This window comes from Pseudoalteromonas sp. T1lg122 (genome assembly GCF_002964825.1).
Taxonomy (GTDB): domain Bacteria; phylum Pseudomonadota; class Gammaproteobacteria; order Enterobacterales; family Alteromonadaceae; genus Pseudoalteromonas; species Pseudoalteromonas gelatinilytica.
In genome coordinates, this window is record NZ_PQCG01000032.1 from 71,770 (window position 1) to 88,852 (window position 17,083).

Annotated in this window: 14 protein-coding genes and 1 other RNA gene; 8 read left to right on the plus strand and 7 right to left on the minus strand. The window is 41.6% G+C overall.

All coding sequences use genetic code 11. The annotated features are described in order from the left end of the window. The first annotated feature begins 66 nt into the window (after positions 1 to 66). A complete protein-coding gene (locus C2M33_RS12910) occupies positions 67 to 903 on the plus strand; it encodes a substrate-binding periplasmic protein (RefSeq protein ID WP_063701965.1) in 837 nt (278 codons plus the stop codon). A 7-nt stretch (positions 904 to 910) separates the two neighbouring features. After that, entirely contained in the window at positions 911 to 2,389 is a 1,479-nt protein-coding gene (locus C2M33_RS12915; protein WP_105174603.1) for a methyl-accepting chemotaxis protein, read from the plus strand. Here the strand turns inward: C2M33_RS12915 and C2M33_RS12920 are convergent. After that, positions 2,379 to 3,152, minus strand: coding sequence for a sulfite exporter TauE/SafE family protein (locus C2M33_RS12920; protein ID WP_105174604.1), 774 nt, complete (start codon positions 3,150 to 3,152; stop codon positions 2,379 to 2,381). The genes C2M33_RS12915 and C2M33_RS12920 overlap by 11 nt on opposite strands. A 205-nt stretch (positions 3,153 to 3,357) precedes the next feature. Between C2M33_RS12920 and C2M33_RS12925 the strand changes: the two genes are divergently transcribed. Together C2M33_RS12925 and C2M33_RS12930 are read left to right on the plus strand one after the other, a co-directional pair. Beyond that, positions 3,358 to 4,074 carry an enoyl-CoA hydratase/isomerase family protein gene (locus C2M33_RS12925; RefSeq protein ID WP_105174605.1) on the plus strand — a complete coding sequence of 239 codons (717 nt, stop codon included), beginning with the start codon at positions 3,358 to 3,360 and terminating at the stop codon, positions 4,072 to 4,074. 239 nt (positions 4,075 to 4,313) lie between these two features. Continuing rightward, positions 4,314 to 5,333 carry a hypothetical protein gene (locus tag C2M33_RS12930; RefSeq protein WP_105174606.1) on the plus strand — a complete coding sequence of 340 codons (1,020 nt, stop codon included), beginning with the start codon at positions 4,314 to 4,316 and terminating at the stop codon, positions 5,331 to 5,333. 71 nt (positions 5,334 to 5,404) lie between these two features. Here the strand turns inward: C2M33_RS12930 and ssrA are convergent. Further along, positions 5,405 to 5,763, minus strand: a transfer-messenger RNA (tmRNA) gene (gene ssrA / locus C2M33_RS12935). A gap of 277 nt (positions 5,764 to 6,040) precedes the next feature. Here ssrA and C2M33_RS12940 point away from each other — a divergent pair. Beyond that, positions 6,041 to 7,666 (plus strand): FapA family protein, encoded by a 1,626-nt coding sequence (locus C2M33_RS12940; RefSeq protein WP_063700037.1) that lies wholly within the window; start codon positions 6,041 to 6,043, stop codon positions 7,664 to 7,666. On the opposite strand, the gene rnt is transcribed toward C2M33_RS12940, so the two are convergent. After that, complete coding sequence (rnt, locus tag C2M33_RS12945; RefSeq protein WP_063700039.1) at positions 7,650 to 8,330, minus strand: ribonuclease T; 681 nt, start codon at positions 8,328 to 8,330, stop codon at positions 7,650 to 7,652. The genes C2M33_RS12940 and rnt overlap by 17 nt on opposite strands. A 216-nt stretch (positions 8,331 to 8,546) precedes the next feature. On the opposite strand from rnt, the gene C2M33_RS12950 reads away from it, so the two are divergent. Beyond that, on the plus strand, positions 8,547 to 9,425 hold the full coding sequence (locus C2M33_RS12950) for a flagellar protein MotY (protein WP_054561850.1): 879 nt from the start codon (positions 8,547 to 8,549) through the stop codon (positions 9,423 to 9,425). Positions 9,426 to 9,446: 21 nt separating this feature from the next. Here C2M33_RS12950 and C2M33_RS12955 read toward each other — a convergent pair whose 3' ends face one another. Further along, positions 9,447 to 10,352 carry a DMT family transporter gene (locus C2M33_RS12955; protein WP_105174607.1) on the minus strand — a complete coding sequence of 302 codons (906 nt, stop codon included), beginning with the start codon at positions 10,350 to 10,352 and terminating at the stop codon, positions 9,447 to 9,449. A 406-nt stretch (positions 10,353 to 10,758) separates the two neighbouring features. Here C2M33_RS12955 and C2M33_RS12960 point away from each other — a divergent pair, with 406 nt between their 5' ends. Beyond that, a complete protein-coding gene (locus C2M33_RS12960; protein ID WP_105174608.1) occupies positions 10,759 to 11,961 on the plus strand; it encodes an aromatic amino acid transport family protein in 1,203 nt (400 codons plus the stop codon). Positions 11,962 to 12,019: 58 nt separating this feature from the next. Here C2M33_RS12960 and ggt read toward each other — a convergent pair whose 3' ends face one another. Together ggt and C2M33_RS12970 are read right to left on the minus strand one after the other, a co-directional pair. Continuing rightward, on the minus strand, positions 12,020 to 13,678 hold the full coding sequence (ggt, locus tag C2M33_RS12965) for a gamma-glutamyltransferase (protein ID WP_105174609.1): 1,659 nt from the start codon (positions 13,676 to 13,678) through the stop codon (positions 12,020 to 12,022). A gap of 76 nt (positions 13,679 to 13,754) precedes the next feature. Beyond that, positions 13,755 to 14,300 (minus strand): GNAT family N-acetyltransferase, encoded by a 546-nt coding sequence (locus C2M33_RS12970; protein ID WP_105174610.1) that lies wholly within the window; start codon positions 14,298 to 14,300, stop codon positions 13,755 to 13,757. Positions 14,301 to 14,349: 49 nt separating this feature from the next. Here C2M33_RS12970 and C2M33_RS12975 point away from each other — a divergent pair, with 49 nt between their 5' ends. Next, positions 14,350 to 14,718, plus strand: a complete 369-nt coding sequence (locus C2M33_RS12975; RefSeq protein WP_054551695.1) for a hypothetical protein — start codon at positions 14,350 to 14,352, stop codon at positions 14,716 to 14,718. Between the two features lie 41 nt (positions 14,719 to 14,759). Here the strand turns inward: C2M33_RS12975 and C2M33_RS12980 are convergent, their stop codons facing one another. Next, a complete protein-coding gene (locus C2M33_RS12980; protein ID WP_105174611.1) occupies positions 14,760 to 16,982 on the minus strand; it encodes a TonB-dependent receptor in 2,223 nt (740 codons plus the stop codon). Positions 16,983 to 17,083 lie beyond the last annotated feature (101 nt).

Here is a 17,083-nt window from a genome sequence, read left to right on the forward strand (position 1 = left end):
ATAAGATTGAGAAAGCGCGTAAAGCACTTTAGTTTATTGTTTACATAATAATAACAAAGGTGCTTTATGCGTCATTTTGCTTTTCTTTTTTGCTTTACTTTTACGTCGGCTTGTTTTGCCGCACCGGTAAAAGTTCAAAGTTACAGTGGCGATACCTCCCTTCCCCACAAATTATTGATCAGCGCCATTGAACGGGCTGACTTAGAGTATGTTCACCCTTACGAAACCAATAAAGATATCTCTAACGCACGTATCTTAAACGATGTAAAAAACAACCAGCTGGATGTGATGTGGAGCATGACATCCACTCAGTTAGAGCAAGATTATCAAGCCGTTTATATCCCCTTATTTCGTGGCTTACTTGGCATGCGAGTAGCAATAGTGAAAGCACAAAACCGCGAACTGTTTAGCTCGGTAACTAGCTTACAAGATTTAAAACGTTTCACCGCTGGGCAAGGTAAAACCTGGCCAGATACGAAAATATTAAAAGCAAATCAACTACCCGTTGTTACCACATTAAAATACCCTAACTTGTTCCCAATGCTTGAAGGCGAACGCTTCGATTACTTCCCGCGAGGGGTGAATGAACCTTGGGATGAAATTGCCAATCACTCAGAGCTTAACCTCACTGTAGAGCCGCATTTGGTGATTAAGTACACCGCACCACTTTACTTTTTCGTCAACAAAAACAACCACACACTTCATAAACAGCTAAATGATGCGCTAAACGAGATGATTGCTGATGGTACATTTAACGCCATGTTTTTGGCAGACAGCCAAGTACAAACGGTTTTATCAAAAGCCAACTTAAGCTCGCGTCGCGTTATTGAGCTAGATAACCCAACGTTATCGTCGAACACACCTAATAAAAATAGCCCTTTGTGGTTTAACCCATTTCAATGAGCGCACAATGAAATCATTAAAATATAAAATGACCTTGGCACTGTCTTTGTGCCTTTTACTGAGCGTGATCTTCGTGATCAGTGCAAACTATCTGCTCGCAAAGTCGAGTCAAACAAAAAAATGGCAAGACGACATCACGGCTCTCAATGAGCAAATGCAGGTTATTTTAGCCGAGCCAGTATTCTCTTATGATGAACCGTTAATCAATCAGATTATTAAAGCCTTTTCGCAAAACAAACATGTACATAGCATTTCAGTGACAGATCATCGCAATAAGCCACTTGCTTCTATCACTAAACAAGGCAATAGCGCATCGGTTAGCAAAACTATTGATTTGCACTATTTAGATAATTTAATTGGTCACATAAAAATTGGTTACTCACAAAAAGCACTGCATAGCACCATTGCTGAGTCGACACGTACCATGTTTATTACCTTGCTGGTCTCTTTTATCACCTTGGGGGCGGTGATTATTTATATCGTGCGGCTATTAGTGATAAAACCAATCGATAGCGTAAATAGCCTTGTTGATGAAATTGTCAAAGGTGAAGGCGACCTTACAAAACGTATTAGCTATCAATCTAATGATGAAATAGGCTATTTGGTCGATGGTTTCAATCGATTCATAGCGCAAGTGCAAGAAATAATTACAGAGCTAGGCATTACAGCCAGTGAGCTTGAAATGATAGCCAGCACAGTAAACGAAGCATCTGTGCGCTCTAAAAACGAAGCCGAGCTTGAATATAATCGCACTGATTCAGCAACCAATGCGCTTAGTCAGTTAAGTGAAGCAACCAAAGAGATTGCACAAGGGGCTAATCAAACTGCACAGCAAACAACCGACGTACATCGCTTATGCCAACAAGGCGAACAAAATATGAATGCCAATGGCAACATGGTTGACGAATTAGCTGCACAACTCGACCATACATCAAACGTAGTTAAACAACTAAACGCCAGCAGTAATGAAATTAGCCAAGTGCTCGATGTTATAAAAAGTATTGCCGAGCAAACCAATTTACTGGCTCTAAATGCTGCTATTGAAGCGGCTCGTGCTGGTGAATCAGGCCGTGGCTTTGCTGTGGTGGCCGATGAAGTAAGAGCGCTTGCTAGTAAAACCTATGATTCAACGTCTGAAATTGAGTCGATTATTGTATCGCTACACAACAATACTTCTGATTGTGTAACCGCAACGGAGCAAAGTAAGTCACTCAGCGATAAAGTGAGCCAAGCAAATCAAAAAAGCCAAGCGGTGTTTAAAGATATTGCTAAACAAATCAATACCATTAATCAAATGAACGAAAGTGTAGCAGCAAGTTCTGAAGAGCAAACCAGTGTGACCGCTGATATCTTAAATACCATGCAGCTTATTAACCAAGGCGCTAAGAGCCTATCGCAAGAAGCTCAGCACCTCGATAACACCATAGGCCAGCTCAATGAACTAGAACGTGGCATTGTTGCTAAACTGGGTTTGTTCAAATACTAAAAGCCATAATTCCCTGCCACGCAAGTTGCAGGGAAAGCACCGTTAACACTAAACGAAAAATCTTTTTAAATTTATCTGACGAAATGCGGTGCAATAACTTAAGGCCAAGCCAAGTACCTAAAGCACCGCTCATTATCATGAGCATAACCAGCGGCAACCACTGCCAAAATGCAAAACCCACAGTCCCATATAAAATCGCTTTTAAGGTATGTTGTACTGTCATGCAGCTTGAAAAAGTAGCGGTAAATTTAAGCTTATTATAATTATTGACATATAAGCAGCTGCCAACCAAAGGCCCACTTGCCCCAACAAACATCGAGATAAACGTGGTCCAAAGCCCTGCGAGAACGCGCCATAACTTTGAAGTCTCTCTGAGCTTTGGCGTCACACCCCACAGTAAATAAAGCACAAATGCAGCGACCACTATTTTCATTAATTCAAGGGGAATTGATGTGACAATCGTTGAGGCAACCAGCGCACCTAAGACTCCCCCTAAAGAAAAGTACACAAACATAGCACCATCAATATGTTTAAACGTGAACAAAAAGCGGTTTGCATTAGAGCCTAATTGCACTAACCCATGGACAGGAATAACCACACTCATAGGAAGCATGGATGCCATGATCACTAGCAGCATTAAGCCGCCGCCCGCACCAAAAGCTGCTGAAATCATTGAAGTAAAGCCCGCAACCACAATGAGCATGATTGTGCTGATCGGACTTAATAAATCTCCACCCAAAAACTGCCAACTGATCAAATCCATTGTTACGCTTTAAATAGTGTGTTTGAGCTAACGCTAACATGACTCAGCACTATTAGCGATATATTGGAAAATAGTTTCGACTAAAAGACCATATCAACTAAAAGAGAAGTGCCCCTAAAATCACAACTGGTCAGACTTGTTGTTTATTTTGTTAAACCTATGGGTTATAACTATGCCCACAACACAATAAAATTGAAGGCACAGCATGACACTGATGAATTTAAGTACACAAGGATCTGTTGCTATCTTAACTATGACAACAGCTGAAAATCGCCATAACCCTGCTTTTGCAGAGGCTTTTTTAACTTGCCTTGACGAAATCGAACGTAATCCTGAACACAAAGCACTCGTGATCACTTCAAGCAGCGAGAAATCATGGAGTTTGGGCATAGATACCGATTGGCTTATGCCCGCATTAAAAGCACAAGAATTTGCTGAAGTAAGTGGCTTTATGCACTCAATGGATGCGGTATTTAAACGCTTATTACTGTTCCCTATGCCAGTAATCGCAGCGATAAATGGCCACGCTTTTGGTAATGGCGCCATTTTATCGTGCGCTTGCGATTTTAGGTTTATGCAAAGCGACCGTGGTTTCTTCTGCTTCCCCGAAGTGGATTTATCAATCCCGTTTTTACCGGGCATGCTCGCCTTCATTAAAAAAGCTATTCCAGACTATCGTTTTAACGAGATGATGCTAACAGGCCGCCGCGTTACCGCAGGCGAACTTGCCACGGATCATGTAATTGAACAAGCCTGCCCAAACAGCGAAGCCTTATTAAATACCGCCCTCGAATTTGCCAGCCAGTTCGATAAAAAACGCGCGATTTTCGCAGAGCACAAAAAGCGCCTACACAAACACATCATCGACACCATTGATATAGAAAACAAACCGATTATTGATGCCGTTCAGTTGGTTGTTTAGAAAAAACCTCTAAGCATCTGTGCTTAGAGGTTACTTTATATTTAATTTCACATCGATAATAATAACACTTTAAAAATTACCAAGCAGAAAAAATCTAGTAAAAATTTAAATTTGCACATCCTAAAAAAAGACCTAATATATTATTTTAAATTCGAAGTAAAATTTAAAATAATATAAATAAAATTCATTATATTTAAGATAAAAGCGTGCACTTTTTTATTAGGCAAAGGAGAATGCTCATGAAGTTTATTACATTTATTTTATCTATCTCAGTTCTAGCTGGATGTACCTCACATACTAAAATTCCTGATACATTAGCTGAGAAACAAACATCATATAGTTACATACCATTTGATCCCTTACCTGTACAGACTCTAGAGGGGGCTAGTTGTTCCCCAGCAGATAACGAACTTAGATTTAAAAATAAAGAAATTGTTTTGCGCAATTTAAAAGATTCATTTCCTGATCAAACAGTTCGTTTAGCAGTTGCTGAATTTACATCTGATGGGACACTTAACTTTGGCCCATCAACAATTGGTTATGAAGGTCGCTCTTATCAAGTTATTATTGACTATGCAAATACAGACACCACAAAGGGTAGCTTTTTAGTTAAAAGAGAAATATCCGGCCAAATACCAGATGTAAAATGGTGGGGAGCCGATAATACTAGCCAAACTTACGAAAAAGGCCAACCCATAAAATTATTTGAACACGTTCCAGATAATGTAATCTCTAATTATAAAGTTATAGTTAATCCGAATGATGGCTTATTTTCAAAGGCAAAAGAAAACAAAGAGCTAAAATCAGCTTTTGATTTATCAAACTACGATATTCAGGACTATGAACTCGTGAATTTGCCAGTATATGTAGGAGTTGGGTTAAGGCTCACTGCGACTATTAATGTCTTAAATGGAAATGTGAATTTGTCTGGTTTACCTGCAATCGCAGCTGAAGCAAAAGCTGGAAACTTAACAGGTACTTTAGTTGTTCAAACACTGGGAGCTACAGGTGAGCTAGTCTCTGCTAATTTACCTTTACCAAGCGAGTTAAATCAAACAACTATTCAAAATTCGATTTTATCACTCGGCTCGATAAAAGCTTTGCTCCATGACGAGAATATTAGAATAACACCCAGAGTAATCGGCATCTATAACCCAATAGGCGGAGGTCAAAGTTTTGTTAATAAAATTATTTCAGCCTTAGCATCTGTAAGGTTAACATGGTATCAGCCCTGTGATGCCATCGATAAGAAATCATAAATAATGCTATCTACTATTTCTATATTTTAGACAATAAAAAAGGCCGCTCTGAGAGCAGCCTTTTTCATATTTGGTGGAGCTGGGGGGATTTGAACCCCCGTCCGAAAAGCCTCGACCTTTGGTACTACATGCTTAGTATCGTCTTTTAGTTAACCTTATACAGCTCGGACGAACACGATCTGCAAAGGCGAGGCCGCTTAGTTTTAGCCCTTCAACCCCGGCCAGGGTTTCCGTAGCGAGTCCGTGTAGGGTGACACTTCAGAACCGGGTCCACAGACATACACCGGAGAAGTGCTAGCGGGCTATTATGCCGCTAGAGCGTAGTTATCGTCGTTTGCGATTACTTTAAATTGCGGCTTTTTTACGAGGCCAACCGCACCTCGACATGCACCTCGGGCGTCTTGAATTCCGTCGAATCCTAATCAGCCCCTGAATTTGGTATCTCATTCAGAGTGTTCATGCAGTATAACTGAGTAGCCTATTCAGACTCAAGGCATTAATCAGGAAATTTTTGCTAAGTGCCTTTGAATGCTGAATTTTCAGGCAGGAAAAATCAGTTTTTATACATATTTTCACATTTTAATCATACAAATTCTTAACATAGTACAAAAGTTGTGCTGAAATAGGAAACGTTGTTACCCTTCTTCAAAATAACCTGTAACAACACATAACTATAACAACAGGCAGTTTTTTACAGGGCTTTTCAGATGTCGATGTTTTCATTCGATGAACAAAGTGGCTATGTCTCTTTGTGTGAGCATCCTCGAGATGCGGGTTTTCCTACTACGAGTTCTCAATTAATTGAATTACTTGAGCAGTCGCCTTACGCAAATTACGAATATATTGATGCCAATATAGGCAAGTTGTTTATACCTAGCAGCCAATATCAAAACCAATCGTTAGTGGTTGCTAAAGCCGTTGACGCTCACCTTGAAGTGAAAGTTGATGCTAAAAACATGGTGGTTGAAGCAAGCCTAACAACAGCCCGTGGCGGTAAAATTGTCAGCATGGATATGGCGCAAGAGGTACTTGCAGAGGCGGGCGTGATTAAAGGCATTAGTTTACGTGCTCTCGATACCTTCTTAGGCCAACAATTTAAGCAACCACCTGGCGCCCATTACACCGCGATTGTTGCCCATGGCCGAATGCCTAAAGAAGGCACCGATGCTAAATTCGTGCGCTTATGCTCAACAGCACAAGACCGCGTTCTTAGCCCGCAAGCGACCTCTGGCGGTAAAGTCGACATGCGTAATTTAGGTGCCATTATTACCGTTAAACCTGGCACGCCATTAATGCAACGAGTCCCTGCAACCCCCGGTGAAGATGGCTTTACAGTGTTTGGGGATGTGATGCCTGCAAAACCTGGTAAAGACTTACCCCTTGAGCCATTCGAAGGAACGCGCATCGATCCAAACAATAGTGATATGTTGATTGCCGATGCGAAGGGCGTGCCTGTTGCCCTACCCCGCGGTATGCGCGTAGACGACGTATTGTGCTTTCATCATGTTGATGTAAGTACGGGCCATGTCGAATTTGATGGCAGTGTTATTATTAGTGGTGATGTAAAAGATGGTATGCGCGTCAAAGCCACGGGTGATATCACTGTATTAGGCTTTGTTGAATCAGCCACAATTGAAAGTAAAAGTGAAGTCACCGTCATGCTTGGGGCTGTTGGCAGAAAACGTGAAAACGTCGAAAACTTTACCTGTAACATCACGGCTTCGCGCACTATCTCAGTGGGTTATGCTCAGTACTGCCATATAAAAACAGAGCAAGATTTATTCATTGAACGCCAAGCTTTACATTGTGATTTAAGCGCTCGCCGCCTTATTCGAGTCGGCAAAGCCAATAATCCGCGAGGCAAAATTATTGGTGGCAATATTTTAGATGCGATGCGAATAGAAACCGGCGAGCTTGGTGCGCCATCAGGCACTAAAACACGGGTTTTCATTGCTCAGTACTGGCATGATTTACGCCAAAAGCAGCAACAAATTAATGACTTTGAAAAGTTATTAGCGACAAAAGCAGCTGCCTTACAGCAAGCACGCAAAAAGGCTAATAAAATACCCGACCCAGCTCAACGTGCGCATTATATTAAAAAGATCACTGCCAGTGAGCAGCAGATCAAAATTAAAACAGCCAGCACGAAGAAAAAGAAACACTTAGTGAAAATTAAGATTGCGCGCTTATTAGCAACAAGCCGCTTAAAAGTGAATGAATTAATGCATCCAGGGGTGGAGCTTAAGATAGCGCAAGAGAGTAAACAGTTTTCACGTATTTACCCTCCTAACATGGTGCGTTTTTTTGAAGGTAAGATCACTCAGTCGTTTTAGTGGCTGAGTCTTGCTCTTCTTCACTTGCTTCAGTTTCAGGCAATGGCCAACCGCCAAGTTGTTGCCAGCGATTAACGATTAAACAGAACAATTCTGCAGTACGCTCGGTATCATATAATGCTGAGTGAGCCTGCTTATTGTCAAACTCAATACCGGCTGTTCTACATGCTTTCGCTAGCACTGTTTGTCCTAGTGCAAGACCCGCTAGTGATGTGGTATCAAAGCTAACAAATGGATGAAATGGCGTGCGTTTAATTTTACAACGCTCAATGGCGGCATTTAAAAAGCCGTGATCAAACGCGGCGTTATGTGCTACAACCACTGCACGCTGACAACCTGCTGCTTTTTGTGCCTTGCGCACGACTTTACAGATTTCTTTAATCGCTTCTTCCTCAGGCACTGCACCACGCAGCGCAGAAAAAGGATCAATACCATTAAACTCAATGGCCGCTTGTTCGATATTCGCGCCTTCAAATGGCTCAACATGAAAATGCACTGTATGATCAATACTTAACACGCCGTCGTCATCCATTTTAAGGACAGATGCAGCAATTTCTAATAACGCATCGGTCTCTTTATTAAAACCTGCGGTTTCAACATCAATCACAACAGGAAAAAAGCCACGAAAGCGTTTTGCGAAAAGAGTTTGTTCAGTATTTTCCATAGTCTTCTTGGTTTGCCAGTGTAAGCTGGCTATTATGTCAAAAACCACGGCTACTCTGCTAGAGTAAATAGTGTGAAATCGCAGATTCTTACTGAGTTTTTAGGCACATTACTTGCTTTATATTAATCAGCTAGCCCTGTGTTTAGTGTGCTAATGCAATTAAACACAAAAATTGCCAATTATTTGGCATTGATGATTTGTTGGAGAATTACCGTGATGAAGCTTTCATTACTTCCTTTAAGCCTAGGCCTATTAACCTCAGTTGCAAGTATAAATGCGCATGCTGCCATGCGTGAGTATACCGCTAATGCTGATATGTCGAACTGGCAAATGGTTAAAACATCTCGCTTAGAATGCCAATTAAATCATGAAGTTCCTTACTATGGTGAAGCAATTTTCAGTACCACTGCCAGTAAAAATAAAGACGTAAACTTTAACCTTGATATGGTTGTACGCCCAGACAACTACAGTATTGCTGGTCTAAAAGCCGTACCACCTAGTTGGCGTGCTGGTATGCCCGCTCGCGACTTAGCGAATATGAAGCTATTACGTAAGTTTGACGGCGAGCTTGGCAACAAAACCGCTTGGGAAATGCTCACCGAACTTGAAAAAGGTTACCAACCGACATTTTATTACCAAGACTGGCAAAACAGTGCCGATAAAATTGCCGTTGGTTTATCGAGTGTCAACTTTAAGCAAGCCTATTGGGCGTTTTTACAGTGCCGAGATGCAATGCTGCCTTACAGCTTTGAAGATATTTCGTTCACAGTGATGAACTATGAGCCTAATACCAGCAAACTGACTAAATCATCACAAAAACGCTTAGATAAAATTGGCGAATACTTAAAGTACGACACCAACATCGAATCTATTTCAATATCTTCTTACACCGACAGTTACGGTGGTCGCTGGAACAACCTCGAATTATCAAAAAAACGTGCTAAAGCGATTAAAGATTACATTGTTAGCTTAGGGGTTGATGAAAGCAAAGTAGATACCGATGGTTACGGTGAAAAGCGCCATGTTGCCAGCAATGACAACATTTTAGACAGAAACAAAAACCGTCGTTTAGTCATTCAAATTGCAAAAATGTAGCCGCCGAAGCGGCTACTAGCTTTAACTCATTTCTACCGACTTCACACGCTTAAAGCGCTTTAGCCACTTATCACCAAACTGAAAAAACGCGAGGCTAATCATAATGATGGTCGCGCCAACAATCAGAGCTTGGTCAATGGGCTCATCATTAAGCAAACCACCTAAAGCAATTGCAAAACTTGGTGTGATCAAGGTTGTTAATGCGACCGTGCTCGCGTTCAATTTCTGCAATACATGAAAATATGCCAGCGCACCAATTAATGAGCCAAACACGCCTAAGTAAACAATTGAGTACAGTGATTTTGCACTCCACATCTGGCTATTAAGTTGGCCATCTACCAGCAACCAAGTAATAAAAAACAGCGGGGTTACAAAAACCAACGCGCCAAATGTGGTGGCCATTGGATGAATAGCAATTCTTACCCGTTTGATCATCACACCGCTCAAACTAAAAAAGCACACTGCCATAAATACATATAGCAGGCCACTAAGCTGCTCTACTCCCCCCTGAATATGGCGCTGGCTTACTAAAAATAAACCAATTAAGGCACAGCCAAGTGCGCCAAGCTTAATGGCGCTAAACTTAGGTTCATTCAAGATCTTTTGCGCAAGTAAGCCCGACAAAATTGGCGCAAGACCAAACATCAATGATATTAACCCAGAAGGCACTGTTTTAGCGGCCATGTAGCTTAATAACATGCCGCCAAAAATACCTATGCTTGAATAGCCATAAAGGAATAAAGCACGGCGATGCCAGGGCACTCGGATATTGGCAACAGCAACAACAAACGAAGCCAACACCAGCCCCACCAGCATGCGTAAAAACACAGCTAGGGTTGGTGCTACCGTTTCACTACTCCAAACAATACCCAAAGGTGTTGTTGACCAAATCACCACCATTAAAAAATATGAGGCTTTAACAGGCACTAGCTTATTCCTTTAAAAAGGCGAAAAAAGCGGAAGAAAATTTAAAAGGGAAATAACCAACCGCTTAGAACGCGGTTAGTAAAACTTACTTAATTAACCGCAGCAAATAACAGACCATACGACTGATGAGGTCAGGCGCATACAATTGTTTGTTGGTCGTTGGTTTAGCTGCATCATGGTATTTAATAAAGTAAGTTGAAGAAGCTTAAGAATCCGCCTAAATGATGATTTTGTCAACACGAATACTCATGCTATTTGGCAAAAAGTTTTTTGCTGATTTCAACAGCCTGTTTGCACATGTAAATCATAGGTTACATTTAATTTCTTTGATTTATAACAAAACTATTTAAGTTTTGTTAAACAAGTTATATCTTGCTTGCCTCTCACGAAGTTTAAGGGGCAAAAAGTGCTTAAAAATAAAACAATAGGTAGCATGTTAATTGTTGCTGGCACCACCATAGGTGCAGGGATGCTGGCATTGCCTATCGCCTCCGCTGGGCTTGGTTTCACAACAGCGTTATCACTTATCTTACTTACATGGGTTTTAATGACCTACACAGCATTACTGATGCTAGAGCTACATCAATATGCCGACAGAGATGCAACCCTCAATACGTTAGCTAAGTCATGGTTAGGTAAACGTGGGCAATGGGTCGCTAACTTTTCAGTGATGTTTTTGTTTTACGCATTATGCGCTGCGTATATCGCAGGTGGTGGTGCGCAATTACAAGAAAAGCTCAACAATGGTTTATCGCTTTCTTTAGCGCCGCAAGTTGGCTCAGTTATTCTGGCTATTGTGATTGGTACTGTGGTGACACTCGGTACCAGCAAAGTCGATAAGCTTAACCGCGTACTGTTCACTATTAAAGTATGCGTACTAGCCAGCTTATTTTATATGCTGACACCTTATGTTCATGGCCAACACTTACTTGAAATGCCTATTGAACAAGGTCTGATTTTATCTGCAATCCCGGTGGTGTTTACCTCGTTTGGCTTTCATGGCTCTATTCCATCGATTGTGAAATACGTGGGTTTAGATATCAAAACACTTCGTAAAGTAATGGTGGCAGGTGCCGCATTGCCTTTAGTCATTTACATTTTTTGGCAATTACTTAGCCAAGGTATGATGAGTCAAAGTGACTTACTACAAAGCCAAGGGTTACCCGGTTTTGTAAGCAGTGTTGCTAGCATTGCTCACAGCCCACACGTTGCCACGGCTGTGAACATCTTTGCTGATTTAGCATTAGCCACGTCTTTCTTGGGGGTGAGTTTAGGTTTGTTCGACTTTTTTGCTGATGCATTTAAAAAAGGTGATGGTAGTAAAGATCGCATCAAAACAGCCTTGATCACCTTTATTCCACCGCTAGGCTTTGCGCTATTCTATCCAAAAGGGTTTATTATGGCACTTGGCTACGCCGCCATTGCGCTGGTTATTTTAGCGGTGTTTTTACCGGTTGCTATGGTCTATAAGCAACGAAGCAGCAAACCTGATGCGGGTTATCAAGTTAAAGGCGGTAATATTGGCTTAGCACTGGCCGCCCTGTTTGGTGTGCTTATTATTAGTGCTCAAGGTTTACAAATGGCGGGGCTTATTCCAGCGATTGGTTAAACAGCTCATCAAAAAAAGCACCCGAGGGTGCTTTTTTTGTGTCTGATTTAAGATTTAATTAAAATACCATCGCCTTACCACGGCCAGATGCTTCAGATGCCGCATCTAATTTACCGTCTTTATTGATGATCACATGCATATCACCAAAATGGCGTTCATCGAGTGTATAACCCATTTTCTCAAGCGCTTTAACAACCTTTGGTTCAAGACCAGTGTGGTATCTAATCACATTTTTAGGCCATAACTGGTGATGAAAGCGTGGGCTGTCTACCACTTGCTCTGCTGTCATATCAAATTCAACCGCATTTAAAATTGACTCATACACAGAGCTAATAATCGTGGTACCACCCGGAGAGCCAGTTACCATTTTAACTTTGTTATCCTGAAGTAGAATGGTCGGTGTCATTGAGCTCAACATGCGTTTATGGGGTTGGATTTCATTAGCTTTACCACCAATAGCACCAAATACATTCATCACACCGGGCTTGGCACTAAAGTCATCCATTTCATCATTCAAAATGAACCCTGCGCCAGATACAACCACGCCGCTACCAAAACTTAAGTTGATGGTCGTGGTATTTGCAACGGCATTACCCCACTTATCTAGAATAGAAAAATGCGTTGTTTGCTCACTTTCGTGTAAACCTGGTTTGATGTTCTCAGTTGTCGAAATGGCATCTGGGCGAATTGTACTTGCACGATTGCTAAGATAATCATCTGCAAGTAGAGCAGTTTTTGGCACCTCATAAAAGTCTGGGTCACCTAAATATTCAGCTCTGTCGGCAAATACGCGTTTACCTACTTCAGCCAAAATATGAACATAGGTGGTTGAGTTGTGCTCAAGCTTTCCTTTTGGCTTTGCCAAGTCGTACATTTTTAGCCACTGCAAAATAGCAATACCACCTGAACTTGGCGGTGGTGATGTGAGCACTTCGTAACCGCGCCAATTACCTTTAATCGGTGTACGCGATTTAGCTTGATAAGCTTTTAAGTCTTGCTCAGTAATAATGCCGCCATGTTGCTTCATGAACGTCGCAATGATCTTCGCTGTCTCACCTTCGTAGAAACCTGCTTTACCTTGATCGCGAATACGTTTCAGTGTGGCGGCAAGTTCCGGCTGTTTAAATACCTTATTTGCTTTGGCATCAGCAAAGTAATCGGCAAAGTTAATGTTTACCGACTTTTTGGCCATTCGCGCAATGTAACGCTCGATACTCGCAGCTAGCTTAGGATGCACAATAAAGCCCTGTTCGGCTAATTTAACCGCAGGCTCTAGCAGAGTTTTCCACTCTAAACTGCCGTGCTTTTGATGTGCAAGCCACATACCTGCAACACTGCCCGGTACACCACTTGCGTGAATACCGTACACTGACATGTTATCAATAACATCGCCTTTATTATCAAGGTACATATCGCGATGAGCTGCTGTTGGCGCCGTTTCGCGGTAATCTATAAAATCACCTTTGCCATCTTTTTGGATCAGCATAAAGCCACCACCACCGATGTTTCCGGCTTCTGGTAAAGTAACCGCTAATACAAACTGTGCTGCAATTGCCGCATCAACGGCGTTACCGCCTTGCTCTAAAATAGCCCGTGCCGTATCACTGCTGTAACTATCTGGCATAGCGACGGCCGCTTGTTTTGCAAAGCTTGCCGGATGAAAGAATATCGCGGTTACGATCAACAGATGTGCCGCGTATTTGACTAAATTTGCCATGGTACTTCCTTTTTCTTGATGTTATTTTAACCATTTAGACATGTGTAACTCTTAAGGTCAATTAGTTACGATTAACTTAGCTAAGCTGCTCTTTAGGGCATGAATAAAGTACTGCAGGTAATTCACCATGCTCATCTTTATGGTTGTAGTTTTTTACAAACTTAAGCCCCAGCTTTTCCATCACCTTTATTGAGCCTAGGTTATCTTTAAGTGCTGTGGCACTGAGCGACTTTACTTCCTCTGGCTCGCTAACTGCTTTGGCAATGGCAAGTGCGGCCTCTGACGCATAACCTCTACCCCAACTCATTTGTTTAAAGCGCCAGCCAATTTCTAAATCACTAAAATCAGGCTGTTCAAAAAAGCCCATAGGCCTGACTAATACCCAGCCTATAAAAGTATTGCTCTCTATGATATTTACTTGCCAAAGCCCCCAGCCTTTTTGCTCATTTCGATACGCATTCAAGCGTGGAATAAACACCTCTTTAATGGTCTGCATAGTGGATACTTTGCCGCGAGTAAGATGTTTCATTACCTCAGGGTCGTTATCGAGCTCATAAAGTAGCTCGGCATCATTTTCATCCATTAACCGAAAACTTAATCGTGCTGTTCTAGCTATATTCATTTTTTATTGCTTATACTGCTTAATAGTTGATTAACCATTAGAGAAAAATATGAACAAATTAGCAAGCTTAGTTTTATTAGGCTGTATTGCCTTAACGGGTTGTGATGATGCAGAGCAAGCCAAGAAAGATGCCAGCGAAGCAAAAGAGGAAGTAAAGCAAGCCCTAAATGATGCTTGGAGCGACGTAAAAGACGCCACCAATGAGTTTAACGACGACTCACTGCAAGAGTTACTCGAAGAGAGTAAGAAAATGGGCTTGAGCATGTATGACGACGGTAAAGAAATTGCCTTAGATGCATGGATTGAGAGTAAAGAAGCGGCTGGTGAGCTGTCTGAAAAAACCAAGCAAAAAGCAAAAGAACTGGCTGAAGAATTAAGAGAAGCGCGCGAAAAACGCGAGCAAGAGAAAAATAATTAAAAAGAAAGGGCAAGTATTTACTTGCCCTTTTTTGTTAGTAATTAAAGCTCAAATTCTTTTTTGAATTTTAAGCCAAATTCACTGCGGTCATTACTGCGCATTACGCCAACAAAACCAGATTGTTGTAAACGACCAACATCGTATACTTCGTTTAACACGTTCTCACCGTAAAGAGTCACTTCAAAGTCACCGTTCGGGTTTAAATAAGAGATGTTGAAACCCACTAATTCACGAGAGTCAATGTGTTCACTTTGGTTGTAAACTGATTGACCTTGCATATCGCTGCGGTATGAGTAGTTAGCGTTTACTGCCACTGTGCCACCGTTACTTAAATCAATGAAATAAGAAGGTGCGACCATCACCGTCCAACGTGGTGTAAGTGCTGGCGAATCACCTTTACCAATACCTAATACACCGTCATCTACTTCTGTGATTTCTGAATCTAAATAACCAATTGCGCTACGTAGCGTAAAGTCATCTGTAAACGCAATCGTTGTCTCAAGCTCGATACCTTGTGCTTTAGACTCACCCGCATTTTCTACGATAGTAACGAAACCACCACCTGCAGTTGGATCTGAGAATGGTAATGCAAGGTCTGTGTAGTCAGTAACAAACACCGCAAGCATCATAGATACATCTTCATGTACCTGACCTTTAAGGCCTAGCTCATAGTTAATAGCTTTTGTTTCATCGAAAGAAACAAATTGATCAGGACCACCAAATGGACGCGGTGGGAAACCACCTGTTTGATAACCTTTTTGGATTTGGCCATACACGTTCATGTTATTGCTTAGCTGGTACGACGCATTTAAATCCCATGTTACTGCATCAAAATCAGCACTTACGTATTTGCGTGTTGCAAACGTTGGGAATAAGGCATCGGCTTCTTTTTTATCTTTCGAATAACGCAGACCACCGCCCACTGTTAAATCGTCGCTTAGGTCATAGCTTGCATTGATATAAGCTGCGTATGAGTTAGTCTCTTGGTTGATATCAAAGTAACCGTAATCACCAAATGACGCAGTAGTACCGTCATTCAAAAGGCCATCTGGTGTGTTGAATGGGCTAAATACAAACGGACCTGAACTTGTGAAGCCATCTTCATTAAAGAAGTATAAGCCAGACACAAAGTCCATGTTATCGAAGCTACCATTTAACTGGATTTCGAATGAATATTGATCTGCACCACCTTCTTCTGGGAATTCAGATAAGTTAAGGGCAACAGCGTCATCATCAAGACCCCCTTCGTATTCTGAGCTACGGTAGCTTGTGATGAACTTAGCTGTATAGGTGTTATTAATATCCCAATCAGCGGTTAAAGACGTGCCCCAGCCTGAGTAAGCCGTCGATTCAATACCCTCTACTGTTGATGCTAAATCATCAGGATCGCTTGGTAACATGTCTTCTGTAAGTAATGGGAAATCACCATTGAATGGGTCATTTGGGTCAAGTGGCGTTGTTAGTTCAATTGTGTAGGGTGATTGGCCTGATTCGTTATCAACACCATCAATTGAAAACACAAAAGATAAATCGCTACTTGCTTGCCATTTAAGCGCCATACGACCGCTTAACTCTTGCTCTTCACCAATTTCTTTTTCTGGATTAGCAAGGTTAATCGCTTCACCTACACCATCGCGTTGCTTATAAGACACGCTTGCAGACATGCTTACAGTGTCGGTAAGGCTGTTATTAAAGTAAACGTCACCAGCTAAACGACCACGGCTACCTACTTTTGCCGTTGTCGTTACAATGCCTTCGTCACCAGGTTGCTTAGTAATAATATTTACTGCACCACCTAACGTGTTACGACCATACAAGGTACCTTGTGGACCACGTAACACCTCTACACGCTCAACATTTGGTAATGATAAGTTTGAGCCCATTTGACGACCAAGGTATACACCGTCTAAGTAAACACCTACACCCGGATCAGTTGTGATCACATGGTCTTGTAAACCAATACCACGAATAAACACTGATGCATGAGCCGCATTACCTACACCATAACGGGTGATGTTTAGGTTAGGTACGTATTTACCGATGTCTTCTAGGTTGCTCATGTTTGCTTTATCAATCAAGTTTTCACCGATTGATGTCACCGCTGTTGGCGACTCAAAAATGCTTTCTGTACGCTTACGCGCTGTTACTTCGATTTTTTCGAAAGCATCTTGTTTAGCAGAGGTTTTTTCTTGCTCAGCAAAGGCTGAAGTAGATAATGCAGCAACAATAGCTACAGTTAACTGTGAGAGATGACGTAATTTCAATTAAAACTCCAAAGGATACCGTGTGTGTGTATTTTTACCCGTAAATTTCAGGCATAAAAAAAGACGCTTAGGTATAAGCATCTTTCCTCTGGAGGGGCATT